Origin of the sequence: Sedimentibacter sp. LTW-03 (assembly GCF_052059825.1) — a bacterium.
Taxonomy (GTDB): domain Bacteria; phylum Bacillota; class Clostridia; order Tissierellales; family Sedimentibacteraceae; genus Sedimentibacter.
Map to the genome: position 1 here is coordinate 292,532 of NZ_CP197180.1, position 25,327 is coordinate 317,858.

At 32.9% G+C, this 25,327-nt stretch carries 21 protein-coding genes and 1 pseudogene; 15 read left to right on the top strand and 7 right to left on the bottom strand.

Going from position 1 to position 25,327, the window contains the following annotated elements; translation table 11 throughout:
* The first annotated feature begins 11 nt into the window (after window positions 1-11).
* The 5 genes and pseudogenes from ACS3UD_RS01480 (at window position 12) to ACS3UD_RS01500 (ending at window position 3,598) form a co-directional block, all read left to right on the top strand.
* Entirely contained in the window at window positions 12-797 is a 786-nt protein-coding gene (locus tag ACS3UD_RS01480; protein ID WP_308138097.1) for a hypothetical protein, read from the top strand.
* 166 nt (window positions 798-963) lie between these two features.
* A pseudogene (locus ACS3UD_RS01485) lies at window positions 964-1,099 on the top strand (DUF1016 N-terminal domain-containing protein); the annotation flags it as partial.
* Between the two features lie 316 nt (window positions 1,100-1,415).
* Window positions 1,416-2,195 (top strand): class D beta-lactamase, encoded by a 780-nt coding sequence (blaOXA, locus tag ACS3UD_RS01490; RefSeq protein WP_308138096.1) that lies wholly within the window; start codon window positions 1,416-1,418, stop codon window positions 2,193-2,195.
* A gap of 119 nt (window positions 2,196-2,314) precedes the next feature.
* Window positions 2,315-2,443 (top strand): IS3 family transposase, encoded by a 129-nt coding sequence (locus ACS3UD_RS01495; protein ID WP_374049919.1) that lies wholly within the window; start codon window positions 2,315-2,317, stop codon window positions 2,441-2,443.
* 129 nt (window positions 2,444-2,572) lie between these two features.
* Window positions 2,573-3,598: a DUF5050 domain-containing protein gene (locus ACS3UD_RS01500; protein WP_308138095.1), complete on the top strand. Its 1,026-nt coding sequence runs from the start codon at window positions 2,573-2,575 to the stop codon at window positions 3,596-3,598.
* Between the two features lie 354 nt (window positions 3,599-3,952).
* Here ACS3UD_RS01500 and ACS3UD_RS01505 read toward each other — a convergent pair whose 3' ends face one another.
* Window positions 3,953-5,245: an MATE family efflux transporter gene (locus ACS3UD_RS01505; RefSeq protein ID WP_308138094.1), complete on the bottom strand. Its 1,293-nt coding sequence runs from the start codon at window positions 5,243-5,245 to the stop codon at window positions 3,953-3,955.
* Between the two features lie 98 nt (window positions 5,246-5,343).
* Here ACS3UD_RS01505 and ACS3UD_RS01510 point away from each other — a divergent pair, with 98 nt between their 5' ends.
* The 3 genes from ACS3UD_RS01510 (at window position 5,344) to ACS3UD_RS01520 (ending at window position 8,410) form a co-directional block, all read left to right on the top strand.
* Window positions 5,344-6,132 (top strand): MerR family transcriptional regulator, encoded by a 789-nt coding sequence (locus ACS3UD_RS01510; RefSeq protein WP_308138093.1) that lies wholly within the window; start codon window positions 5,344-5,346, stop codon window positions 6,130-6,132.
* A 25-nt stretch (window positions 6,133-6,157) separates the two neighbouring features.
* Window positions 6,158-6,652, top strand: coding sequence for a GNAT family N-acetyltransferase (locus ACS3UD_RS01515; protein ID WP_308138092.1), 495 nt, complete (start codon window positions 6,158-6,160; stop codon window positions 6,650-6,652).
* Between the two features lie 432 nt (window positions 6,653-7,084).
* A complete protein-coding gene (locus ACS3UD_RS01520; RefSeq protein WP_308138091.1) occupies window positions 7,085-8,410 on the top strand; it encodes an MATE family efflux transporter in 1,326 nt (441 codons plus the stop codon).
* A gap of 128 nt (window positions 8,411-8,538) precedes the next feature.
* On the opposite strand, the gene ACS3UD_RS01525 is transcribed toward ACS3UD_RS01520, so the two are convergent.
* Together ACS3UD_RS01525 and tnpB are read right to left on the bottom strand one after the other, a co-directional pair.
* Entirely contained in the window at window positions 8,539-8,757 is a 219-nt protein-coding gene (locus ACS3UD_RS01525) for a transposase (protein WP_374049885.1), read from the bottom strand.
* Between the two features lie 220 nt (window positions 8,758-8,977).
* Entirely contained in the window at window positions 8,978-9,214 is a 237-nt protein-coding gene (gene tnpB / locus ACS3UD_RS01530; RefSeq protein WP_308138090.1) for an IS66 family insertion sequence element accessory protein TnpB, read from the bottom strand.
* A gap of 677 nt (window positions 9,215-9,891) precedes the next feature.
* Between tnpB and ACS3UD_RS01535 the strand changes: the two genes are divergently transcribed.
* The 5 genes from ACS3UD_RS01535 to ACS3UD_RS01555 all read left to right on the top strand — a co-directional run bounded on the left by ACS3UD_RS01535 (window position 9,892) and on the right by ACS3UD_RS01555 (window position 18,961).
* Complete coding sequence (locus ACS3UD_RS01535) at window positions 9,892-12,810, top strand: S-layer homology domain-containing protein (RefSeq protein WP_308138089.1); 2,919 nt, start codon at window positions 9,892-9,894, stop codon at window positions 12,808-12,810.
* Window positions 12,811-12,901: 91 nt separating this feature from the next.
* Complete coding sequence (locus tag ACS3UD_RS01540) at window positions 12,902-14,008, top strand: TolC family protein (RefSeq protein WP_308138088.1); 1,107 nt, start codon at window positions 12,902-12,904, stop codon at window positions 14,006-14,008.
* Window positions 13,992-14,576 carry a TetR/AcrR family transcriptional regulator gene (locus ACS3UD_RS01545; protein WP_440977719.1) on the top strand — a complete coding sequence of 195 codons (585 nt, stop codon included), beginning with the start codon at window positions 13,992-13,994 and terminating at the stop codon, window positions 14,574-14,576. Before ACS3UD_RS01540 ends, ACS3UD_RS01545 begins: the two co-directional genes overlap by 17 nt.
* 18 nt (window positions 14,577-14,594) lie before the next feature.
* Window positions 14,595-15,860 carry an efflux RND transporter periplasmic adaptor subunit gene (locus tag ACS3UD_RS01550; protein WP_308138086.1) on the top strand — a complete coding sequence of 422 codons (1,266 nt, stop codon included), beginning with the start codon at window positions 14,595-14,597 and terminating at the stop codon, window positions 15,858-15,860.
* Entirely contained in the window at window positions 15,860-18,961 is a 3,102-nt protein-coding gene (locus tag ACS3UD_RS01555) for an efflux RND transporter permease subunit (protein WP_308138085.1), read from the top strand. The genes ACS3UD_RS01550 and ACS3UD_RS01555 overlap by 1 nt, the downstream gene beginning before the upstream one ends.
* A gap of 74 nt (window positions 18,962-19,035) precedes the next feature.
* On the opposite strand, the gene ACS3UD_RS01560 is transcribed toward ACS3UD_RS01555, so the two are convergent.
* The 4 genes from ACS3UD_RS01560 to ACS3UD_RS01575 form a co-directional block, all read right to left on the bottom strand.
* Window positions 19,036-19,608 carry a TetR/AcrR family transcriptional regulator C-terminal domain-containing protein gene (locus tag ACS3UD_RS01560; protein ID WP_308138084.1) on the bottom strand — a complete coding sequence of 191 codons (573 nt, stop codon included), beginning with the start codon at window positions 19,606-19,608 and terminating at the stop codon, window positions 19,036-19,038.
* A gap of 587 nt (window positions 19,609-20,195) precedes the next feature.
* Window positions 20,196-21,488 carry an IS110 family transposase gene (locus tag ACS3UD_RS01565; RefSeq protein ID WP_308137223.1) on the bottom strand — a complete coding sequence of 431 codons (1,293 nt, stop codon included), beginning with the start codon at window positions 21,486-21,488 and terminating at the stop codon, window positions 20,196-20,198.
* Window positions 21,489-21,635: 147 nt separating this feature from the next.
* Window positions 21,636-22,079 (bottom strand): winged helix-turn-helix domain-containing protein, encoded by a 444-nt coding sequence (locus tag ACS3UD_RS01570; RefSeq protein WP_308138083.1) that lies wholly within the window; start codon window positions 22,077-22,079, stop codon window positions 21,636-21,638.
* Between the two features lie 251 nt (window positions 22,080-22,330).
* Entirely contained in the window at window positions 22,331-23,014 is a 684-nt protein-coding gene (locus ACS3UD_RS01575; RefSeq protein ID WP_308138082.1) for a Crp/Fnr family transcriptional regulator, read from the bottom strand.
* Window positions 23,015-23,160: 146 nt separating this feature from the next.
* On the opposite strand from ACS3UD_RS01575, the gene ACS3UD_RS01580 reads away from it, so the two are divergent.
* The gene (locus tag ACS3UD_RS01580; protein WP_308138081.1) at window positions 23,161-24,387 is read left to right on the top strand and encodes an HlyD family secretion protein; all 1,227 of its coding nucleotides are present in this window, start codon (window positions 23,161-23,163) and stop codon (window positions 24,385-24,387) included.
* Window positions 24,388-24,401: 14 nt separating this feature from the next.
* A complete protein-coding gene (locus tag ACS3UD_RS01585; RefSeq protein WP_308138080.1) occupies window positions 24,402-25,325 on the top strand; it encodes an ABC transporter ATP-binding protein in 924 nt (307 codons plus the stop codon).
* The last annotated feature ends 2 nt before the right edge of the window (window positions 25,326-25,327 follow it).

The window sequence follows — 25,327 nt, forward strand, 5'->3', positions numbered from 1 at the left end:
GGAAGTAAATTATGAAAAAAAAGTTCTTAGCAATATTTATAATTGCTATGGTTTCACTGAGTTGTGTAGCATGTTCAAACGATAATAAACAGGCAGAAGAACCAGCAGAGCAAAAAATTGAGGAGAATATTTCCAATAGCAATGAAACAGAAGTTTCTAAAACTGAAGAAAAAGAGGATGTTAACGAAAATTTAGAGGGTATTGATTTAATTAATTCCATAGATAACAAAAGGCCAGAAAAGTTAATGATAAAATCTGAAATGACATCTTATGGGACTACGACCAAAATGGCTACTTATTACAATGGAGATATGACAAGGACAGAAATGGATGTTCCAGGAATGTCAAAAAGTATTTTAATCTTTTTGCCGAATGAGAGTGTAATGTATAGTTATGTTTATGGAGAAACAGAGGGTGTAAAAATGATTGGTGCTAATACTACGTATGCTGAAGAAATGGGGCTAATGGTAGATAATAGCGATTTTTTGACAGAAGTAGTTGAGGAATCTTCAAAAGATGTCATTGCAAGGGTAGAAAAATTGGAAGGAGAAGAAGTTATTTATATAGAGGCAACAGAAACTGATGAAGAGATAGGCGATGTGCTTGTTAAAATGTGGTATTCCAAAAAATATGGAACACCTCTAAAATATGAAGTTGCTATTGGTGAAAAAACCATGATGCAATTAAATGTTACGGAAATCAGCGATAATGTAAACATTGATGAGTCTCTTTTTGTACCGCCAAGTGATGTGAATTTTGAAGAAATGAGTATGGAAAAAATGATGGAAAATTGGTGAGAAACTCGTTGTCAAGACAGTAAAAATCATACTCAAAAAGATACTCCTTCGCCAAGGAACCACAAATTCACACAACATTATTATTGTCCACACAAGGCATGTGGAGCGTGTAGTTCAGATGCAGGATTGCAGTTCTGAGGGAAAAATCGGTATTGATTATAACATGTTGTCTAAAGAACTGATAAAAGAGTTTGGAAGAGGGTTTTCCAGATCAAATATGAAAAATATGAGGGTACTTTATTTAAAATATGACATTTGCCAGACAGACACTGTCTGGCAAATTGAATTGGTCTCATTATTGCTAGTTATTAAGCGTTTGAGCATTGTAAAATTTTGGTGTATAATGTTTTTATACGATTGTATAGGGGGCGTGTATCTTCTTTTTCCTTGCTCAAGCATGTAGAAGCAAAAGCTGTCGTAAATTGGATATATCAAGCGTAAGAAGAATTTTTTAAAGTTGAATACTGTATGTGATCATCTAAGAGTTGCTATATAGATAAATTTTACTAGTAATGTTAATCTCCACATATCCTTAAAAACAGTACAAAATATCAAGTATTTCTTTAAAAATATAGTTATAATTATATAAATTAAGAAAAAAAGGGTGAGGAGCTACAAATGAAGATAATAAAGTTTTTATTAATGTTTTTATTATTACTAAATTTAAGTGGGTGTAATAATAGTACGGTGACCCAAAATTTTATAGATGATAATAATATAGATGCAACAATTGTTGTTTCTTCTCTAATTGCCGGAAAAGAATTCATTATTAATGAAGAAAGATCAGAACAAAGGTTTTTGCCAGCATCAACATTTAAAATTCCAAACACGTTAATAGTTTTACAAGAAGGTATCATCAATGATGAAAATGAAATTATCAAATGGGATGGTAAAGATAAGGGACTTCCTGAATGGAATAAAGACCAGAACTTGAAAACGGCTTTACCCTCAAGCTGTATATGGTTCTATCAGGAGTTAGCTAAAAAGGTTGGCATTGAAAAGTATTCAGAGTACTTAAATCAAATAGATTACGGTAATAAAAAGGTAGGAATAAGAGCTGATAATTTTTGGCTTGAAGGTGATATTAGAATATCCGCAAAAGAACAGATAGATTTTTTAAAAAAAGTTTATACTGAAGAGTATAATTTCAAAGAGGATTATTACAAGATTCTAAAAGATCTTATGATTGAAGAAAAGAATGCTGAGTATACTCTTAGAGGGAAAACAGGATGGGTACAGCGGATTAACCCTCAGATTGGATGGTATGTTGGATATGTAGAAACAGCAAATGACACTTGGTTTTTTGCATGTAATTTAGATATTCACCAAAACTCAGATGCTGACTATAGAAAAGAACTAGTTCTTGGGTATTTAAGAGATCTAAAAATTATTAAATAACTTGAAGTGGTGTATAAAAAGTACAAGTCAAAATGAGAAAATCCTAAATAAAAACATTAAGTATGATACAATGAAAGTATCGTAGAGAAGAAGGAACTCATTATGGCAATAATGCCTGCATTGAATCGTTTTATGCCATAATTAAACGAGAATGGCTAAATAGATTTAAAATTCAGGGTTACCAACAGGCTTACAAGTTTGTATTTGAATACATAAAGATTTGGAATTGCACAAGAAGATGTATATAAATTCTCATTACTATTAAAGAATAATGCTGAACTTTATGAACAATATAAATGAGTTACTAAGTATTGAGTATTAAGTAAGTATAAGCCAACCCTTGTCGGTCGGCTTATTATCTAATGGAGGAATGTACAATGAGCAAAACTATGTTTTCTATTATAATATTGGTATCATTGCTTTTAGGTTGTAGTGCTGATGTGGATGAAAAGATGCCTCAAACTGAAACTTATCAAATGAATTTAAGTTCAAATGCTGCAAATCTAAGTATGTTCACTTCTGATGGTCAGTTTGTGTACTATATTAATTATAATGATGGATGTAAGTTGTATAAAATTAATGAAAATGGAAGTGGTAACCAAATTATTGCCAACAACAGTTTTATAAAAATATTTTATTATAACGGAGTAATATACTTTACTGAACGTTTGAATAATAATTCAAGTTCTGCCTTTTCTTGCATAAATACTGATGGCACAGGCTACAAAGTACTCATAGACGAAGAAGTTGACAATATTAGTATATGGAATTTTATTATATATGAAGATAATATCTATGCAATAGGCGATAAAGGCGATGTTGAGCCTGATGCTGGATTCTCACTAGGATACTTAATGAGTATAAACATCGATAGCATGGAGATCACCATACTTGACAACGAAAATTCTGGATATATAATGGGGGATTTTGTTATATGTGAAGATAAAATATATTATAGAATGAATTACACTAAGTTTATGTATGACATAAGTTCCAAAGAAATAAAAGAAGTACCAATAATTGGTTCACAACTACAAGAAATTGATGGTAATGTTTATAGTGTTGATATGAATAAAATATATAAATTTGATGTAAATAACTTTCAAAATAACATAATTTATCTAGATGATAAAGGATTAGAAATAAGGAGTTTATATGTTACTAATAATGGAATTATCTTTTCAACTAAAGAATCTAATAACTTGAACGTTTTTAAAATGAATCATGATGGAAGTGATTTACTTGAGATATGCAGCATACCTTATTTAAATTTTCGTCAAGAAAAACAAGATATATTATATGTTATAAATGACAAAATTTTTATAGTTAATATATTTGTTGTAGAAAACAAATCATTTTTAATAGTTGTAGACCTAAAGGGAAATAAATTGTGGAGCTTGTAAACTACAAACTAAACCTTATACTATAATTCTTCGAAAGAAAAAAGAGTACCTGATGCAAAAGCATAAAAGTACTCTTTTTAATTACTCCTTATTACTTGGTTCATAGTCTTACTCCTTGTTTCTCGTTTTACAACGAAGCCGATTGTTAAAAAACAATCCTTGGTGTTAGAATATAAAAAGTACAAGTCAAAATGAGAAAATCCTAAATAAAAACATTAAGTATGATACAATGAAAGTATCGTAGAGAAGGAGGAACTCATTATGGCAAAACAATATGATAAGCAGTTTAAAATTGCCGTATGGTGCAGTGATATTACATATATTTGGACAACAATAAAGGGATCTCCACCATCTTTAGGCCACCCTCCTTTGTAAGCGACTGATTATCATTGCGACAAATAGTACCACAAGCTCTGCCACAATCATACCTGCCCAAATTGTGTTTACTCCAAAGAGTGCAGGAATGAGGAAAATGAAAGCAATGTTTGCCACAAAACTTCTCAGCACTGAAATAATAAGGGCTTGCCTTGTCCTTTTGGTTGCAAGGTAATAAACCGTATAAACAATATTGCATGCTGCAAACAAGAAGCAAATGCCGTATACCTTAATACAATCATAGCCTAAAGAAATAAGCTGACTGTCACTATTAAAGATAGAGATAATTCCCTTGCCGAATAAAAGCATGATTCCGTAGATAACTGTTGCGAGGAATATGTTCAGTCTTAACCCCTTACAGAAAAAGAACTTTTCGCTTTCGCTGTCTTTCTCACCAAAGCTACGGCTTAAAAGAGGTTGGATACCCTGTGCAAGACCTGTAAATACACCGATGACCACAACCAAAATATAGGAAATCACAGAAAATGCAGAAACTCCTATTTCACCAAATATATCTAACACAATAAAGTTATAGCACAATATAATGACAGGTTGGCTCATTTGTGTGATAAATTCGGGCGTTCCCGTTTTTATGATTTGACCAATGATTTGCATAGAAAATTGGGGCATTCCAATGGTAAGGTTGTTTTTTTTGTGTATAAAATGTGTGGACAATACAAGACAGGCAAGCACTTGACCAAGTCCCGAGGCAATGGCAGCTCCCACAAGTCCCATTTTCAGTGGGAAGATAAAGAGCCAATCTAAAAATACATTGCTGACAGCACCGATAATCATACCCCAAAAAGCAAGACGAGGATTGCTGTCATTTCTTACAAAAGCCGACAAGGTATTGGAACTACAAAAGAAAATGCCAAATAGTACAAAATACTTAATATAATTGGCAGCCCCCTCCAAAAGCAAATCACTTGCACCAAGCAATCTTGCAAGATTTTTAGAAAAGAAAAAGCTAACAATGGTCATAATAAGAGAGAAAATTAAGACCATCACAAGGCTTAAACGAAAGCTCCTGTTAGCTTCTTCATTTTCCCCTCTGCCAAAATGAATGGAAGTGATGGTTGCTCCGCCCATGGTAATCATCATACTGACAGATGTTAAAATTGAGATAAACGGAACAGCGATGTTAATAGCGGCAAGTGCCTCGGTTCCAACTCCTCTGCCCACAAAGATACCATCCACCACGAAATACAAGCCCGTGACAAGCATTGCGCCGATGGACGGTATGACAAACTGATAAAACTGTTTATTTTTCAAATGCAAAAACCTCCTATGGAATAAAAAATAATCTTATGTTATACTGCAAAGTATAAACTGTACCATAATGGCAGAGTCAATAGGAGGTGTACGCTTTTATGAAAAAATATTTATCGATCGGAGAAGTCAGTAAAATCAAGGATGTCAGTGTGAAATCCTTGCGATACTATGGCAAGCTTGGAATACTTCCTCCCATCTACATCAACGAGGAAACAGGCTATCGCTACTACAGTGTGGAGCAGCTTGTGATTGTGGATTTGATTATGGTGTGCCTGGATTTAGGGATACCACTTAAAAACTTTAGAGAATATTTAACCGAAGATGGCTGTGTGGATATTGGAAAACTATTTGCTGACGGGGAAAAGATTGTGAAAGAGAAAGTTGAAAAATTAAAAAATTCGGTTGCATTTTTAGATAACATGTCAAAGCATATTGATAGAACAAACAAAGTGAAAAATTACAAAGAGGAATTTACACAGCATATCCCCAAACGATATTTTTTAACTGTAGATTGGAATGGTGATATTACCGATTATAGAGAAATCAGTGGTAAGTATTCTAAAATATTTAAGCAATGCAGTGAGCTTTGTATCCCCGACACCTTCAATCAAGGTGTGTTATTCTTAATGCAGGAGCAAGAAATTATTAAAAAGGTTTTTGTCGAAATCCCATATTTTATAGAGAGTGTGGAAAACCTTGTGATAATTAACGAGGGGGAATTTTTATGCAAAGTGATGAAGGATACCGACTTAACCTCTATTTTGGAGCAAGAAATCACAGACACTCTCATTATCAAGGAACTGTTTGACTTAAAATTGGAACCTCAGTCGGGATTGGTTGAGGTGCAGAAACGCACCTTACTACTTGACTCTGCCATTATGGCATAGTATATAATGCCTTAGTGGAGGTGAAATGATGAAAAAGGAAATTATAAAAGTATGTCATGGCGATACATCATATATCGACACTATTACAAATTGGATTTATAACTGGTGGGGTACGATAGAAGGATATTCGAAGGAGGAAATATATTCTTTTTGTAGAAACGCCATATCAAAAGATCAAATTCCTCAAACTTTTCTTGCGTTGGTTGACGGTGAACCGGCCGGAATGTACCAGATTCTAATGAGCGATTGCAAATCACGACCTGATATTTACCCTTGGCTTACTGATGTATTTGTTGATGAAAAATTCCGAGGACAAGGAATTGGTAGTTATCTTTTGAAATCCGTACCTGAAAAAATACAAGAATTACATTTGAAAGAAATATATCTCTATACCCATATTGATAATTTTTATGAACACTTCTCTTGGGAATTTATAGAATATTTCAATCCGTACACTACCCCGACAGGCATTCAAAAGTTGTATAGACTGAAAACAAAAGAAACTACCCGAACATTGTAAACTACAATATATATATCAGCCACTTGACATCAGTTTAAAAATCAAGAGGCTGATTTTGTTTTGTGCGTTATATAATAAAAATCTTTTTATAATGCTCAAACAGATCTATATTTCTACATGTGCGTATGATGGTGAGTAAGCTGCCAAGGAAATATTCAAGCAAGGCATTTGCTTGGAGGAATACCTTGAATAAAAATGGTAAAACAAAATTAGAAAAAACAGATATCACAAATAATAAAATCATTGTAAATATCTTGACAAAGATGTTTTATTTTGATATTATATGGCAAATATAAAATGAATAGATTTCATGGTATTGTTCTCGCCGGGGAATAATACCTCTTTAAAGAGATAAAACAAAATTGCATCGGTAGGCCTGAGGTTGCATCAGGTCTACCTTTTTTTATATGCATTTTAAGATGTGGAGGAAGTATGAAAAATAATGAAGCTGCAATTAAGAATCAATCAAAAAATTTGTTTAGGAAATTATTGTCCTATATTGTTCCCGGAATAGCAGGTCTTATATTTAACTCGCTATATATTGTAGTTGACGGACTTTTCGTGGCAAGAATGCTTGGGAGAGAGTCACTTGCTGCGGTAACCGTAGGTGTACCTGTTGTAGAAATATTGCTTGCTTTAAGTATGCTTATATCAGTAGGAGCAGGTGTGCTGATTTCTAACAAAAATGGCAGAGGAGAACATAAAGAAGCAAGAGATATTTTTAATATATCTGTTAGACTATTAGCTGTAGTGACTGCACTAATAGCAATGGTAAGCTTGATATTTATACATCCTATTGCAAAAATGCTGGGGGCAACTTCGGATATAATGACTTTGGTAGTTGAATATTTGACTTGTTTCTTTACATTTAGCCCTTTTTTTATGTTTAGCTACGCTATGTGCACATGGCTGAGAAATGATTCACAGCCGAAACTTGTAATGATTGCTCAGATTGTTGGATCATTATTAAATGTATTTTTAGATTGGTATTTTATGGGGCCTTTAAAAATGGGAATTAGTGGAGCGGCATTAGCTACTGGCATAGGCCCTGTATTTAGCATAATAATGATGCTACCGCATTTTATATCCAAAAAAGGCAACTTATATCTTAAAAAAGTAAAAATTGATTTAAAAATCATATCAGAGATGTTATTAAAAGGAATACCATCATTTGCTATGGAGTTTGCATTGGGTATAACGACTTTATGCGTTAATATTGCAATTGGAATGCACATGGGATCTTTACAATTTGCAGCGTTTGGTATAGTTGGATATATAGCTTTAATAATTTTGTCAGTATTTTTAGGTATGGCGGAAGGTTTACAGCCCTTAATAAGTTTTTATCATGGAGCCAATGAAAAAAACAACATGAGAACAATTCTAAAAATTAGTTTGTGTATATCCGTAGCAACTGGAATAATAGCATACGTATTATTGACCAAATACAAAGAAATTTTAGTGAATGTATTTGCTGATAATGATGTTGAGCTTGTTAAGACTGCTGCGACTGCAACTATTTACTATTTCCCTGCTTTATTTGCATCAGGTATAAACATTCTTTTAGCATCGTATATGCAGTCTATAGGACATTGGAAGGAATCCGTAGCTATATCATTATGTAGGTCTTTAATTGTATTACTTCCATTGTTGTTAGTATTACCTAAGTTTTTAGGAGACAATGGTATATGGATGTCAGTGCCATGTGCAGAAGTGTTTACACTGCCTATAGTTTATTTATTATGGAAAGCAAAGAATTAGCATGCTTAAATTAAGCATTATATCCTTTAGTTTACTGTTGACAATCCAGATATGATTTTAATGAGAGTGAGAATATATCCTTCCGGCATATTACCACCATCAAATTCCATATATGGTCTTCTATATAATCAATCGCCATTGCGACTATTTCCACTGCCTATTCCTTCTGCTGAATGTTTATCATATCCTAAATGTTCATCCATCTCTGATTCAAGCATTCCTTCAATTGTTCCTTTAAAAAGTTCTTTTAAAAGACTTTGTACATCGCTTAAGCTTTCGCAATTCTTTGCTAAAAGTTTTGCCAATTCCTGTGTTTTTTCTTCGCGTAAAAAAGTTTCGTGTTTCATGATAATATATCCTCCCTTTTATGGTTAGTATTACCATTTACACGAAACTTTATACAGTCTCTATTGCCACCTATTTGCCACCGCTTTTTTTACTGGGTGGCAAAATTAAAAAATATCCCTTGCATTCGTTATGGACACAAGGGATATTTTTACTTTTCTTGATTAACTGTTTTTGGTTCAATGGTTAGTCCTTGTAACAGCCATCTAAGCTGTTCTAATGTTATATCTTTACTTCTTCTTCGTTCTTCGACCATTGAAATTTCATTTCGCCTGCGTCTATTAATTTTTTATGTGCAAGTATAAAACTGTTGTCTTCAAATCGCAATACCTTGATTGCGTTTCTCTTTTTATTGCAAAATATGAATACACTGTTTCCTGTATACGGATCTAAGCTAAATTTATTTACTACCATATGTACTAAGCGTTTCCATTTGTTTTCTAAAAGCTGTTTTTCCACAGGCTATGTATATGTGTGCTGCTTCCTTTATGAACGCTTCCATCATAGTTGCTTTACCACTTCCAATATGTTCTTTAGTGTCAATTGATTGAATTCATCTCCTATTTGCAAGACGCATCCGTTCATTCCCAATACTATTAAAGTATTCTTCGGTTGTTCCTTTTGGCTTGTTAATATTTTTTCTATTTTAACTTCTACTTTTTTTTCTACATCATTAGCTGTGGTATTTTTAGCTTTTTTTGCCTTTACCCATTTTAATAGTGTTATCCTATGTACTCCGATTTCTTTACCAAATTCTGTTGCTGTCTTCCCTGATTCTTCGAATTTCCTCAGTATTTCTTCTTTCTATTCTTCTTTGTATCTTCTCATTTTACACCTCCTCGTTTGCTACTTTAGCACACTTAGATGTGTCTTTCTATTCGGCTTCTTTTTTGGCGCTTACCTATTAAATATTAAGTTACATTTGATACTTTTGTTCTCAATTTTCTATATTACATTTTTATTACAAAACAACAAAAAAGTGATTTACATTTACGGTAATGTGTAAGAACACCTTACAATTACACATTCATTGACTATTGTATTTGTTATACAAAAAAGCTAAATTTAATACACGGTGAACGCTAGAGTCCTTGCTCTTAATCACTAAACTTAAATTATTTTTATAGGAGGATAAGATGAAAAGAGTTTTATCATTAGTTTTAGCAATGGCTATGATTCTTTCAAGTTTCAGTTTTGCCTTTGCTTTACCATCTGATGTTGAAGGAACTGACTACGCAGACGCAGTAGCAAGACTTACAGCATTAGACATAATTGTTGGTTACGAAGACGGAACATTCAAACCGGACAATTCAATTACAAGAGCTGAATTTGCAGCAATTGTAATTCGTGCATTAGGTATGGAGGATATTGCAGTAGATTCAGTAGATAACACAAAATTTGCTGATATGAGAGGAACTCACTGGGCAAGCGGATATGTTAACTTAGCAACTGCACAAGGAATAATAGTTGGATATCCTGACGGAACATTTAAACCTGAAGCTCAAGTAACATATTCGGAAGCAGTGGCAATGTTGGTACGTTTATTAGGTTATGAACCTGCTTTAAACAGCAATGTATGGCCTTCAAACTATTTAACAAAAGCTTCTGAAGTCGGATTAACACTAGGTGTTAAATTCAATTATAATGATCCAGCAAAAAGAGGCGTTGTTTCAAATTTAGTTAATAAGGCATTAGATATTGATTTAATGGACTTAACTGAAGTAACATCTGGAGATCAAACTTGGAAGATTACAGATGATACGCTTCTTACAAAGTACTTGAATGTATTTGAATTAGAAGAAGCGTATGTAGCTGAAACAGCATCACATTCATTAACTAAGTTAGATGCAGACGAAGTTAAAATTAAAACTGAAGCAGGCAAGACATACACATTCAAAAAGATAGATTCTATTGATGCTGATGCAGTTCTTGGACATGAAGTTACTGTATTTGTAAGAGATACAGACACTGATGGGAAAATTGAAGATGATGAATTAGTAATATCAATTCAAGATACTACTGATGCAAGAGATGTAATTGCATGGGACTGGATTGTTGACATTACTGAGAGTGATGAGGATAATTACAAAATCAAAGATGGTGGAATAGAAATTGCATTAGATGAAATAGATGATGAATTTGAAATAGCTGAAGATGCTATTGTATTCTACAATTATGAAAGAGTTACTGATCTTGAAGATATGGCTTCATCAAAAGTTGGAGTAGGCTATGCAGAATTAGGTGAAGTAGCAGGTAAAGTAATATTAAATGATGATGATGATATCATATTTATGGATATGGTTAACTATGATTCTCCTGTAGTTATTACAGATGTTAATTTAAAAGACGAAAAAGTTAAATACTTTATGTATAGCGACAGTGAAAGCACATTGAAACTTGATGGCGAAGATTATGTTGTAATGAAAAATGGCGAAGTTGCAGATTTAGAAGCTTTAGCAGCTGATGATGTACTTTATTTCTGGGAAGTATCAGGAGCATATGTACTTGAAGCTTATGACTATAAGATTGAAGGTATATTGGATTCTGTAGATTCTGATAACAATATGTACTGGGATTATACACTTGTAGTTGACGGCAAGAGCATATCAGTAGGTCCTGCATTTACAATGAGTACTGATGAAAATGATACTATAGATTCATTGGCAACTAACCCAGGAGCTTATGAGTGGGTTGCAGATGATGACAGATTATCTGATTTGGAAGATATGGTTGGCGAAAATGTAGTAGTCTATATTGGTAAATACTATGAAGAAACTGAAGGATGGAATTACGGACGTCACGTCACAACTGCTGTTAACACAGGAGATGATGATTATTACGTAGTAACTGTAGAACCATGGGCATCAAGAACAGCAGGCTATAAATATTATGTTGAACTTATCAATCAGTTTGGTGATGATATAACATATGAATTTACTGAAGATGAAACTGAATTTAATGGAGCAGAAGAAGATTTATCTGTGAGTGCAACTATGAATAATGTTACTGCTATGTTACCGCAAGGTACTTTGGTAGATGTTGAATTCAACAGTGATGGAACAATCTCAGCTATCGATGTAGTTGAAGAAATTGATAATTCAGAAACTTTTGACTACAAAGATATCGATGACGATTACGACAGAATAAAAATTGGTGGAAAAATATACTATGTAAGCGATGAAACAGTATTTTATGGTGTTGCTGTAAATGATTTAGATACTATGAAATTTGTTGATGCAGATGCTTATACTTGGGCAGATATAGCTGATATTAATTCAGGATCATTTAAAGCTGTTTCAAGCAGTGATGATAATGAATTAGAAGCCATGGTATTCTACTATGAAGATTCAGAAGATTTTGCTTTAGGCAAAAATGACTATGGTTATGTATTAAAACGTGAAATTAGAAAAGAAGGATTGTATGTATTCATGGCTGTAGAAGATGAAATTGTTGAATACTATGCAGGTGATTTAAGTAAATCAACTCAAAACAGCTTACAAGAAAAAGTTCTTGTTAACTTTACTGCAAGCGGAAATGATTTAGATAAGGCAAATAAAGTAGATAGAACAATATTCTATGCTGATGCTGATGAAATGACAAACAACATGTTTAAAGTAGTTGCAGGGGTTGAAGTAACAACAGGTTCAAGCATTAAGGCTGCAACAGTTGATAAAAATGACATTAAATTAGATGATGTAGTAATTGCAAAATGGAATACAACTGATGGAAAACTTGATAATATAGCAGAAGGATACAAAGCTTCAGACTTTAGTTTTGAATTTGACAAGTTTGAAATAGTAAGTGGTGGAGTTGACACTAAGAACGGAATTATCGAAGTTATGGCAGTGGGAACTGATGAAGACGAAGATATGACTTGGTTCGTAGATGTTGACAAATATGGCAACGAATCATTCTACTACGATGTTGATATATCACACAGAAATCTTGAAAACAAGATATTATCTCTTGGAGATTTAACTGATGGAGATATGCTTCACATCTATGATGTACCTGAAGAAACAGTTACTGAATATATCTCAGTATACGACAGATAAAATTATTAAAAAACCTGCCGATGAAAGTCGGCAGATTTTTTTAAAATATATGTAAGTTAGTACTTACAAAGCTTAAAATGAGGTGATTACATTGATTAAAAATATAATAGTATTACTGACAGCAATGCTTATATTAACATTTAGCATCACTTATGCTGAGGAGCAGTCTCAAAATAAGATATACAATCTTTCTATGGAGGAAGCTGTAGAGCTTGGGTTAAAAAACAATGAAGCCTTAAAAATTGCTCAGCTTGATATTGAAAAAAATCAAGTCATTTCCAAAAAAGCTTCATTATTATGGTCAAAAGCTCCCGAAAATTCCATGATTGAAACTAAACTGTTGTCAAAGGGATATTACAAAAGACAATCTGAGATGGCTGTTAAACTGTCGAGAAAAAGCAAAGAATTAATAGAGCAAAAAATAGAGCTTGGAATTAAGAACGGCTATTATGAAATTAGCAGAAGTATAAAAGACATTGAAGTAAAAGAAGAAAATGTCTTACGTTTTCAGGAGCAACAAAGAATTGCAGAGGTAAAATTTAAGATTGGCACAGGCATAAAACAGGAAGTTTTAACAGCACAGGCAGCAGTTGAGGAAGCTAAATTAGCATTATCAAATGCTAAGGATGATTTAACATACAAAAAAATGGAATTTAACAAGCTATTAGGACTTCCATTTGATATAAAAGTAAATTTAACTGACGATGTTATAAATAAAATGAGCTTGAAGATGTCATATAACATCGATTTAACAGATAAAGTTTCAGAAGCACAAAAAAACAGAATTGAAGTAATTCAAGCTCAGGAAAACACTGAAGTTTCAAGATTGTATTTTGATATAGTTTCAAATTACAGCGCAGAAAACACATATGATTACAGAGCAGCAAATTTTGAAAAAGAAAAAGCTATTAATGAATTAAGTGATGCAATGCAAAGTGTTGAGCTAAGTGTCAATAATGCTTATTTAAATATGCAAAAAGCTTCTAGGGCTGTAGGTGTTTATGAAAAAAATATAGCAAGTCTTGAAGAAGCATACAGATTGTCACAACTTTCCTACGAAGCAGGAGTTGGAATTCAAATGGATGTGTTAAATGCTCAAAATATGCTTTATAATGCAGAATTGTCATATGTTCAGTCTCTCCACAACTATAATCTGGCTAAGCTAAGTTTTGAAGCATCATATGGAATCGGTTATTAGAAATGATGGTCCAGCTATGAAAGAAGAAGATACAAGAGAAAGAATTTTAAATGCAGCTAGAGAGGTGTTTTCTAAAAAAGGATATGCCGGTTCTACTACAAAAGAAATTTCTTCTTTTGCAGAAGTGGCAGAAATAACATTGTTCAGGCACTTTGAAACAAAGAATAACCTGTTTTGTGAGACTATATCTAAATTCATTGTCAAACCAATGTTAAACTTCAACTCATCAAAAACTAAGCTAAATTCAGAGCAGGTTATTGAGAAAATCATAGAAGAAAGAACAAGCACATTGAGAAAAAACAGAGATTTATTTATTTGTACCATATATGAAGCTCAATTTAATGATGAAATAAAAAATATGCTAAAAAGCATATTTTCAAAAGTTTTTGATGAACTTATGCATTATATGAGAGACGGGTATATGAAGTCTGGCGAAAAAACAATTGAGTATATGGCACAAATTATATTGTCAACTATTGTGGGTTTAATTATTTTTGAATCTCTAACAGGCAGCGATACCTTCAAAGATACAATTAAGTTATATGAAACAATTAAAACATTAGTATAGTAAGATTGGAGATCATCTATGAATAAAAAAAAGCTTATATTGATTGTTATATTTTCATTAGTAATTTTAGCTGCAGTTGTTAAAAACATCAACTCAGCTTCAGGCAGCAAAGAAAGCGCCGCAAAAAATTCAGATCTTGGTATTCCCATAAAACTTGAAACTGTTGTCAAAGGCAATCTGACAGAAACAATAAACTATGTAGGTACAATTGAACCTAAAAGCTCTACAACCATATCACCTTCCATAGCAGGGCAGATCGTTCAAGTCTATGTTGAAGAAGGAAGTATTGTCAAATATGGAGATTTATTGATAAAAATTGATGACAGCCAACTAAAAGCAAGTCTTGAAACAGTACAAAAGAAACTTGAAACATTAAAAACAAATTATAATTATCTAGTCAATGAAATAAATGATTTTTATGAAACAAATCCGCTTCTTAAACAACTTGAAACAGCTCAGTCAAATTATGAATATTTGAAAAGCGAAAAAAGTAATTATGAAGGTTTGTATGAAGAAGGAGCAATTCCTAAAACAACATTTGACAAATTAGTGCAAGAAACAAACAATGCTTATCTTAAATTAGAGGAACTAAAAGCAACAACCCAAAATTCTTATGAAAACTTAGTTCATGAAAAAGACATGGCATTAAAGCAAATGGAAGAATTAAATTCATCAATAAATGAACTTAATGTAAAAATTGAAGACACAGTTATTAAGGCGCCAATAAGCGGTGTGGTTAAAATGATTGAAGGAGACGTGGGGGATTTGGCTGTAGTTGGAAAACCCTTAGTTGCCATTGATGACAATAAAGAATTGATAGTTAAGGTTAATGTATCTGAACGTGACATTAACAGAATATTTGTTGGCAGCAAAGGTGACTTAAAAATAAACGGTTTAGAAGGTGAAATAACTACAGCAGTAAGTAAAATTGTTCCTAATGTAAATCCCAACACGAGGATCGGACTAATAGAATTAGGTCCTATTCAAAATGAAAAATCATACATGCTGTTTTCAGGTAACAGCGCAGAGGTTAAAATTATTGCAAACGAAGCGAAAGATAAATTAATTATACCAAAAAATTCTATAAAAAATTTAAACAACAAGAATATAGTCTATTTGTATATGGACGGCATAGTTAAAGAAACTGAAATAACAACAGGCATTACTATGGGGGAGAGTACTGAAGTAACTAAGGGGCTTAAAGGAGGAGATAAAATAGCAATCACAAATTTATCCAAACTTTATGAAAATGCAGTTGTTTATGTTTTTAAAGGAGAAGAATAATGAATATAGGCAGATTTTCAATTAAAAACAAATATTTCATATTATCTGTTGCTATAGCAATAGTGATTTTTGGAATATATTCAAGGATTTCATTAAAGACACAATTGTCTCCAGATACTAACGCCCCTACAGTAACCGTAATTACTCAGTATCCAGGCGCTTCTTCTCAAGATGTTGTCAAAGATGTTGTTGAGCCAATGGAAGATGAATTTGGAAAGCTGGAGGGTATTTCCAATATAAAATCCACAAGTCAGGATAACATTGCAGTTATAACGCTGGAGTTCAGCTATGCAACAAATATTGACGAGGCAGCAATTGACATACAAAATGCTATCAGTAGAATAAGAAACAAATTGCCTTCAAATATGGGTGAGCCGAAGGTATTAAAATTCAGTACTTCAGATAAGCCGGTTTTAACATTGAGCTTAAACAGTAATTCAGTTGACTTAAGAACAGTAAGACAAATAGCTGAAGATGAAATAGGTTTTAGTTTGCAACTTTTAGATGGAATTGCTTCAGTTGATATTTTTGGCGGATACAAATCCTTGGTTAAGGTTAATGTGGATAAAAACAGACTTAATTCTTACGGACTTACTTTAGAACAAGTATCTTCCTTACTTGCCCAAAATAATATTAAGGCACCTGGAGGAAAATTAACAGATGCCAATAAGGAAGTATTAATAAGAATTGAAGAAGATTTAAAAACCACTAATGATATTGAAAACATAAGAATTCCGTTGAAGGATGGAAATGCAATTTATTTAAAAGATATAGCAGAAGTAGAATTTACTACAGAAGATTTGGAAAGCAATTACAGATACAACGGAAATGAAGGTATTGCGCTATTAGTATTAAAAAGAAGTGATGCCAATACAGTGGAAGTTGTTGAGGACATCATAAAAGAAGTTGAAGTATTAAAAGATAAATATCCTTTTATTCAATTTGAAATCGCACAAGATGACTCGATTTTTACTAATCAGATGGTTGACAATATGTCATCTAGTGTATTAATGTCAATGGTTTTTACAATAATACTTATAATGCTTTTTATATCCAATGTCAGCCAGTCGTTGGTAGTCTCCATGTCAATGCCGCTGGTATTTTTAACTACGTTGGCCCTTATGAAGTTTTTCGATATGAAGTTAGATATGGTTACTTTGTCAGCGTTAATTCTCAGCATAGGATTTGTTGTTGATGCATCCATAGTAGTTGTTGAAAATATCGTATCTCATAGGAATCAAAATAAAGATATAATTGCTGCTGCCATTGATGGAACTAATGAAATAGCGATGGCTAATATAGCAGGTGCAACAACAACATTGGTTGTTTTAATACCTCTTTTGTTCATAGAAGGTTTTGTAGGGGAAATTTTTAGACCTCTTTCTTTAACAGTAATATTTGCAATAGGTTCCTCTATATTGATTTCATTATTAATTATACCGTTGTTTACGGTAATGCTCAGTAAATTTGAATTTGCAAAAGCTGAAAAATTAATTGATAAGATTTCATTACCGTGGAACAAATTGATGGCTAAATTAAGTGAATTTTATATAAGTGTATTGAAATTAGCTTTGAAAAACAAAGTAAAAACCATATTAATTGCCTTGGTTCTTCTTGTTTTAAGCGGTAGATTTTTAGCTAATAACGGAATGGAAATGCTTCCTCAATTTGACAGCGGAAAAACATTTGTATCTGTTGAAATGGAGCCAGGAACAAGAATAGAAGAAACAAGCAGGGCTGTAGAATATATTGAAAATTTTTTAGCAAAAGAAGAAATCGTTATAAATTATGATGCACAAATAGGCTATGAAAGAGATAGTAACATGCTCAGTGATTTTGGAGTAATGAGTACTAATCAAGCATTACTTACCATCAATTTGACAACTAGGATTGAAAGAGATGAAACTATATGGGAATTTCAAGAAAGGTTGAGAGATGAAATTAAAAAAATTCCAGGCATAAAAAGATATTCCGTTAAAGAACAAGGAGGAACTGCTTCATCCAGTGCTGCTGCTCCTATAGACATAAAAATAAGCGGTGCTGATCAAGAGATACTTTATAACATTGCTGACAAGCTGCAGCAAGAAATTGCTAAGGTTGAAGGAACAACTAATTTATACAAAAGCTTCAACGTGGATAACTTACAAATGAATATTATAATGAATGAATCCCGTATTCAGGAACTTGGGTTGACAAATGCTCAAGTTGCTAATCAAATATATAACTCAATGGAAGGAATTGTAGGAACTGATTTGGATATTGACGAATCTGATAATGTGGGAATTTCAGTTGAATATATGGATGAGTACAAAGAGTCAGCAGACAGTCTTTTAGACACATATATTAATGCTCCTTTGGGTGTGAAAGTTCCTTTAAGAGAATTGGCAGATATTGAGTTAAATGAAAGAGCAAATTTAATTACAAGAGAAGATTTGGAATACACAATAGACATATTGGGATACACTCATTCAAGAGCATTCAGCCATATAACAAAAGATATTAACAAGATAATAAAAAACTATCCTGTTCCAAGCGGTTACGCAATAGAACTGACGGGAGAACAGCAAAGTATGTCTGATTCAGCAAAAGACATGATGTTTCTTTTATCGTTGTCTGTAATATTGGTTTATTTGATACTTGTACCACAGTTTAAATCATTTATGCAACCTGTTACTGTTATGGCATCGATACCCTTGGTAGTAATCGGTATAGCCCCAGCCTTAGGTTTGACGGGAAAGTATATTTCTATGCCGGTTCTTTTGGGATTTATACTTCTGGTAGGTACAGTTGTAAATAATGCAATATTGCTGGTTGAGTTTATAAATGAAAGGAAAAAAGAAGGAATTGAACTTAATGAAGCCATAACCCAAGCAGTTAAATCAAGATTCAGACCAATTATGATGACTGCTCTGTCAGATATAACAGGTATGATTCCTTTGGCTGCGCAATTGGCACTGGGTTCGGAGAGGTTTTCACCTCTGGCTATTGCAGTTATAGGAGGTATGACTGCCTCAACATTCTTGACAATGGTTATTATTCCAGTTATCTATGCATCATTTGAAGGAACAATAAATAAATTTAACAAAGCTTTAGTAAATTAATTAAAACCCCCTAGATATAATATACTAGGGGATTTATATATCTAGAGGGTTTGAATTACTTCTAGAGGGGGACTCTAGTTAGCAGCTTCATATTCTTTTAAAACATTCAGCGTAGCTGAATTTAATGTCTTGCCCAACATTTTTACAATTTCTTCAGGGTTTTCTTTCATGCCATTGTTTGCCCATTGGACTATGACTGATGTTAATGTAATTGTCTGCAAATTAGCTAAAAAATTAATTTTTTCTTCAGGGATATCTGATTTGGAAGATACTTTAGATATTTTACTTTTACAGAATTCATATAAATCTAGATAAAGGGCTTGTTCGAAATGTTCTCTGCCAACAGATTGAATTGTATAGGAAAACATAGATTTATTCTCACGAATATAGCTTAAAATATTATTGATAACTTTTTCCCAACTGTTATTTTTAGAATCATTTAAAAAGTGACCTATTTCATTTTTATATGTCCAATCTAATAATTCATAAATATCCTGGAAGTGGTAATAAAAAGTCTGTCTGGTTAATTTGCAATCATTGACAATGTCTTTTACGGTTATTTTATTTAGAGGTCTTTTACTTAGTAATTTTTTTAAAGAATTGCTAAGCAATATCTTAGTCATTTCCGTCATAATAGAATGTGCCATATTATCCTCCTCATATAGTCAAGCTTTTTTCCTTGAAAAATCAAGGTTTTTTGTTTCTTTATCTCAGATAAATGGCCATAGTCATGGATATTTCTTGTATCGAGTACTAAAATAGTGGTATTAGGGTACACGAAGTAAAACGTCTTTGTTTTTCGCTTTACATGGCCTTGTGTATACCCATCCCTCTATGGCAGCTAACCTCCTGTATCCACCAGGATCTCCATCCGTTTCCGCATGCGTCCTAACTACCTTCGTCCTGCCTATCCATAACCAGGGTGTCAGCTTAGCTCCTTAACAGGGTCTATGCCCTATGGAAAATATTCCTGCCGACTACTGGCTCATTCTTTGTTTTGATTACTGATTTTGCTCCTACAACAGCGTTGTTTCCAACGGACGTTTTCCTGTTGCTTTCTGTTTATTGTATAGCCACATTTGTGGCAGTTTCCAGCTTAACCTCTTGTTTACTATTTATCGTGGCTGGATTTAATTGTCAAGGGCTTGCCGCTTTAGCGGTACTAACGTACCCTTGATAATTAAATTCAACCGCGATATCTTTCAACAGAGGTTTAAGCTTATTGCTTTACTTTTTATGCTGCCTGTGCTGATATCGGTGGTCTCTTGATGTCTCCAAGCATTTTTACAGGATCATAGCTGACTCCTGTTGTTAGAATCTTGTAAATCACCCTAAGCAACTTACAGGCAACTGCAATCAGCGACTGCATCTTCTTCAATGGATTATTCTGTCTGGTCGTATAATAATGGTGCAGTTCCCTGAACTCTTTATTTTTTCCAACTAATGACATTGCAACCTCAAACAGCAGATATCTCAGTCTCTTGCGACCACGTCTGCTTATCGTTGTCTCGCCCTTATGTTTTCCAGAACTGTTCTCCACCAGTGCATATCCTGCTAGCTTCTGTATCTGTTTTGGGTTATCAAAACGTCTTATGTCACCCACTTCAGCTATAAATCCAGATACGGTCTTACTTCCAATACCTTTAATTTCCAGCAACTTATCTGTGTATGAAATTCCACTCATCAAGTCTTCTATTAGAGCCATTAGTTCATTGACTCTTTTACTATAAACCTCATAATCACTGAGCAGATTTTTTATTTCCATACGTGCTGCTGTCAAACCTTCCTGACTGCCAATGCTATGCTCTGCAGCTGCTACCAAGGTCTTTGCCCTCTTTCGTCCAGCGCCTCTCAGCTTTGCGTCCCGCCAGATTTTGTTCACTCCTTCCACACCTAACGCTGCAATGTCTGCTGGCAATGGTGCCTGTGCTAAAATCATCAATCCGCTTTTTGCATCTTTCTTCCCATAAACGTCTTTATACTCTGGAAAGTAAATGCTGAACCATCTTGCAATCCTATTAAGAACTCTTGTAAGTTCCTCCTGCGCCTGAAATCTCAGGTTTGAAGCCGTCCTAAGCTCTGCATAGACACCTTCCGGAAGGTAAGGGTAAGAGAATCGCCCCTCATTGATTAGTCCTGCGATTACTTTCGGATCCTTGCGATCAGTCTTTGTTGGATTGTTATCATCTAGTTCTTTGGATTTCTTTACGTGATGAGGATTGACAAGCACCGGTCTCATGCCGTTGTCCTGTAGGAACTTTCCTAGTGCAAACCAGTAGTGTCCTGTTGGCTCCATCCCTGGAAGTACAGCCTGTTTCTCATGCTTTTCTCCCAGTTCATGCATCCATGCCAAAAAACTGTTAAATCCAGCTTCTGTATTACTGAATGAGAAGGCCTTCTTTGAGTACTCATAACCTCTCCAGTCAAAAGCTCTGGCATAGTGTAGTTCACTTCCGACATCAATACCAACCACTAAAGTTTTTTCTGTAATAGTTCCTAATTTTGCGTTCTGTGTGTTATAATTCATTTCTAGATACCTCTCTGTTTAATAAGATTTTTTACTAACCGGCAAAGTCAGTAATCTTATTGTACACTGAGGTATTTTTTTCTCAACCTTCTTTCTTGGAATTCCTTATATTTGAATTATACAGGAAGCTCCTTAACTTTTGTATTTTTACATATCTATAAGTATGTATCCCTTGCCTCTAATTGTTTTTAAATATTCGTTGTCAGGATCAATTTTATTTCGCAGTCTTTTGATTGCTACTCTAAGCATTCCGGCATTAGCATATGCTATGCCCCAAACACAGTTTATAATTTGTTCATTTGTTAAAATTTTTCCTTTATTATCTATGAAAAGCTTAAGCATTTTATATTCTCTGGGAGATAAATCAATTTTCATTCCATCTTTATATACTTCCGTACTGTCAATATTTATTGCCAAAGAGGCATAATTTATAATATTTAACTTTTTTCTTATCTTTATTTCATTGTTTTTTAATTTTTCTATAAATTCTTCAATGGAAATTTGCTTATAAGTATTATCCTTGTGGGATATTTCGAATATTACAATATTATCTTTTATTTTATTTAAATTTTCAGGTGCTGCACTTTCCACATAAATCCCCTCATTAAACTTTTAAATTATGTTCTTTAAAATCATAATAGCGAGACTATGTTTAAGTACTAGCTTATTCATAGCATCGCTATTAAGTCCCCTTAAACATTTTCATAGGAGTTTTGGGGAATTAAAGAATGTTATACTTTATAAGTATTATCTGTCTAAAGTATATATTTTTAGTCAAAATTCTACAATAGACAATGATTTAGAAATGTAAGTGATTCTTACAAAAGTGAATATTTGTAAACTTAATTTTCTATATGAAGCTTACTAAGCAAATCTATATCTTTAATGAAGATGAATTTTGCATTGAAGTCTATTAAGCCGTCTTTTCTCATTTTATTTAACTCGCGGGAGAGAGATGAACGCTGGACACCAATTTTTTCGGCTAAATCCTTCTTAGTCATGTTTAATTTGATTTTTGTGCTGTCTTGAGCGTAGTATTCAAACAATAAATATTCAATAATACACTGTCTTAAGGTTTTCATTGTTAAAGATTTTATTTTGTCAGACAATATTAGTGCTTTACTAGATAGGGAATGTAGAAAAGAAATTAAAAAACATTCATTACTTTGACATAGTTTTAAGATAAGTTCTTTTTTTATGTTTAATATTGTCACATCATTTTTTGCAAATACCGTCATAGGATATTTGTTATCTATGGAGAAAACTAGGCTTTCACCTATGACGTCACCACTCATAAAATCGTTTATGGTCAGAACGTTCCCCTCTGAATTTATTTTTTGTACAGAAACGATTCCTTCCAAAATAATATCTAGGCTTTTACATTTTTCATTTTGCATATATATTATGGAATTTTTATTATAATTTTTTATATTATAATTGTTATTACTAAGGACACTTTCTAATTCATCTTCAGACAAACACTTAAATAAATCCATATTTTTAATTAATTTTATATAGTTTTTCATTATTTCACCTTTCCTATGGTTAGAATCACAATATTATAATTATAGTTTAATAATAATTTTAAAAAAGTTACCGTGGTAACTGTTTTTATTATTAACATATATTATATTTTTAAAATAACAACTAATCAATATAAGCGGAGGAAAAAATGATAAAAATATTAAATCATATTAAAGGAAAAGGAAAATTAATAATTATGCCTGCTGTTATAATTCTTGTGCTTATTTCAATTTATATTTTTAATGGCTTGCAAAAAAACGACTCAGCAATTGTATATGCCGATGGAGGCACATATATTGAATCTTCAGGTGTTGTAAAGAATGGTTCCATATCCTTAAGCAGTGAAATTACTGGTACAGTAATAGAAAACAAGGTAAAAGAAGGCGACAATATAAAAAAAGGTGCTGTAATAGCAGTTATAGATAATACAGCCTTAAAAAATCAATATGATCAAGCTTTAACAAATTTCCAAATAACAGAAAAAAACATAGAGGCGCTTGAAAATAGCATAAGCAGCTTGTCTTTGCAAAATACTGACGTTATTCAACAAGCTCATAATGCTTATTTAGTATCAGAGGCAGAATATCAAAAAGTGATGGATGGAGCTAGCGCAGATGAAATAAAACAAGCAGAAGAGGTTGTTAATCAAGCGAAAACAAATTTCGACTTTATGAAGACAAATTTAGAGAGAAGTACTGAACTATTTGAGCAGCAGATAATTTCTCAAAGTAAGTACGATGAGGCATTAAAAAGCTATAATGTCAGTGAAGCACAATACAATGCTGCAGTTTCACAGCTGAATTTAATAAAATCCGGACCGACAAAAAATACTATTAATGCCGCTGAAAACAAAATGCTGCAGGCAAAAGCAGGATACGAACTAGCAATTTCCAATGGTAATACCCAGCTCAGTCAGTTACAAGGTCAACTAGAAATAGCTAAGGTACAACTAGAACAATCAAAAAATATTGTAGAACAAACTAAAAGAGAATTAGATAAATTAACAATAAAATCACCAATTGACGGAATTGTTAATTCGCTGTTAATAAAAAATGGTGAATTTGTTTCCATGGGTAAGCTAATAGCTGAAATATATAATCCTGAAAATGTTGAAATAAAGGCATATGTATCTGAAGCAAATATAGGACATATCATAGTTGGTCAAGATGCTAACATATTTATTGATTCTCATAATGAGAAGGCTTACCATGGGAAGGTAACAAGAATAAATAATACAGCAGAATTTACGCCTAAGAATATTCAAACTAAAGAAGAAAGAGTAAATACAGTGTTTGAAGTTACAGTTGAGGCTTTAGATTCCAAAGGGGCGATAAAGCCAGGCATGCCAGTGGATGTAAACATAAAGATAGATTAATAAAGGAGCAAATAATGGAATATGATATTCAAATATTTTCTCTCACAAAAAAATTTGAGAATATTACTGCCGTAGATGATTTAAATATACAGGTTAAAAAAAACACGATTTTTGGGTTAGTGGGACCAGATGGAGCAGGCAAGACAACTACAATGAGGATGTTGTGCTCTTTATTAACTCCAGACAGCGGAACAGCTCAAATAGGCAAATATGATATTTTAAAAGAAAGTGAAGTAATAAAACAACACATTGGATATATGCCTCAAAAGTTCAGTTTATACGGGGACCTTACTGTTCTAGAAAACCTTGAATTTTATGCAGAAGTATATCAAATACCAAAGAAGGAAAGAAAAGAGAAAATTGAATTTTTATTGTCATTCAGTAATCTTACAAAGCACTCATATAAATTAGCAGACCAACTTTCAGGAGGAATGAAACAGAAATTGGCATTGTCATGCAATTTGATTCATACTCCCAAATACCTGCTGCTTGATGAGCCTACTATTGGTGTTGATCCAGTGGCAAGAAGAGAATTTTGGAAAATACTTTTCGAACTGAGAGAACAAGGCACAACTATATTTGTCAGTACACCTTACATGGATGAAGCTGAAAGATGTGATGAGGTGGGGCTTATGGATAAAGGCAGAATAATAAAGACGGATACTCCTTCCAACATTATCAACAATTTTGATAAACACATTGTAAGTGTTTGTTCTGATGAAAATCACGTTGCTAGAAACTTAGCTCAAAAAGAAGAATACGTCTTGGATGCATATATGTTGGGCGAAGAACTTCATATTGCAGTGGAAGATTTTGATTATGCTTCTAAGAAATTAAAAGAAAAGTTCAAAAACAAAATTGTAGTAAATTCTATAAAGGAAGTAGCTCCATCTTTGGAAGATGTTTTTGTCAATATTATTAAAAGTGAAAAGAATTGAGG

Coding starts and splice junctions, on each gene's coding strand:
- ACS3UD_RS01565 (WP_308137223.1), bottom strand. CDS start 21,488: ATGAATTATAACACACAGAACGCAAAATTAGGAACTATTACAGAAAAA.
- ACS3UD_RS01510 (WP_308138093.1), top strand. CDS start 5,344: ATGAAAAAATATTTATCGATCGGAGAAGTCAGTAAAATCAAGGATGTC.
- blaOXA (WP_308138096.1), top strand. CDS start 1,416: ATGAAGATAATAAAGTTTTTATTAATGTTTTTATTATTACTAAATTTA.
- ACS3UD_RS01500 (WP_308138095.1), top strand. CDS start 2,573: ATGAGCAAAACTATGTTTTCTATTATAATATTGGTATCATTGCTTTTA.
- ACS3UD_RS01520 (WP_308138091.1), top strand. CDS start 7,085: ATGAAAAATAATGAAGCTGCAATTAAGAATCAATCAAAAAATTTGTTT.
- ACS3UD_RS01550 (WP_308138086.1), top strand. CDS start 14,595: ATGAATAAAAAAAAGCTTATATTGATTGTTATATTTTCATTAGTAATT.
- ACS3UD_RS01480 (WP_308138097.1), top strand. CDS start 12: ATGAAAAAAAAGTTCTTAGCAATATTTATAATTGCTATGGTTTCACTG.
- ACS3UD_RS01575 (WP_308138082.1), bottom strand. CDS start 23,014: ATGAAAAACTATATAAAATTAATTAAAAATATGGATTTATTTAAGTGT.
- ACS3UD_RS01515 (WP_308138092.1), top strand. CDS start 6,158: ATGATGAAAAAGGAAATTATAAAAGTATGTCATGGCGATACATCATAT.
- ACS3UD_RS01585 (WP_308138080.1), top strand. CDS start 24,402: ATGGAATATGATATTCAAATATTTTCTCTCACAAAAAAATTTGAGAAT.
- ACS3UD_RS01555 (WP_308138085.1), top strand. CDS start 15,860: ATGAATATAGGCAGATTTTCAATTAAAAACAAATATTTCATATTATCT.
- ACS3UD_RS01535 (WP_308138089.1), top strand. CDS start 9,892: ATGAAAAGAGTTTTATCATTAGTTTTAGCAATGGCTATGATTCTTTCA.
- ACS3UD_RS01560 (WP_308138084.1), bottom strand. CDS start 19,608: ATGGCACATTCTATTATGACGGAAATGACTAAGATATTGCTTAGCAAT.
- ACS3UD_RS01580 (WP_308138081.1), top strand. CDS start 23,161: ATGATAAAAATATTAAATCATATTAAAGGAAAAGGAAAATTAATAATT.
- ACS3UD_RS01545 (WP_440977719.1), top strand. CDS start 13,992: ATGGAATCGGTTATTAGAAATGATGGTCCAGCTATGAAAGAAGAAGAT.
- ACS3UD_RS01525 (WP_374049885.1), bottom strand. CDS start 8,757: ATGAAACACGAAACTTTTTTACGCGAAGAAAAAACACAGGAATTGGCA.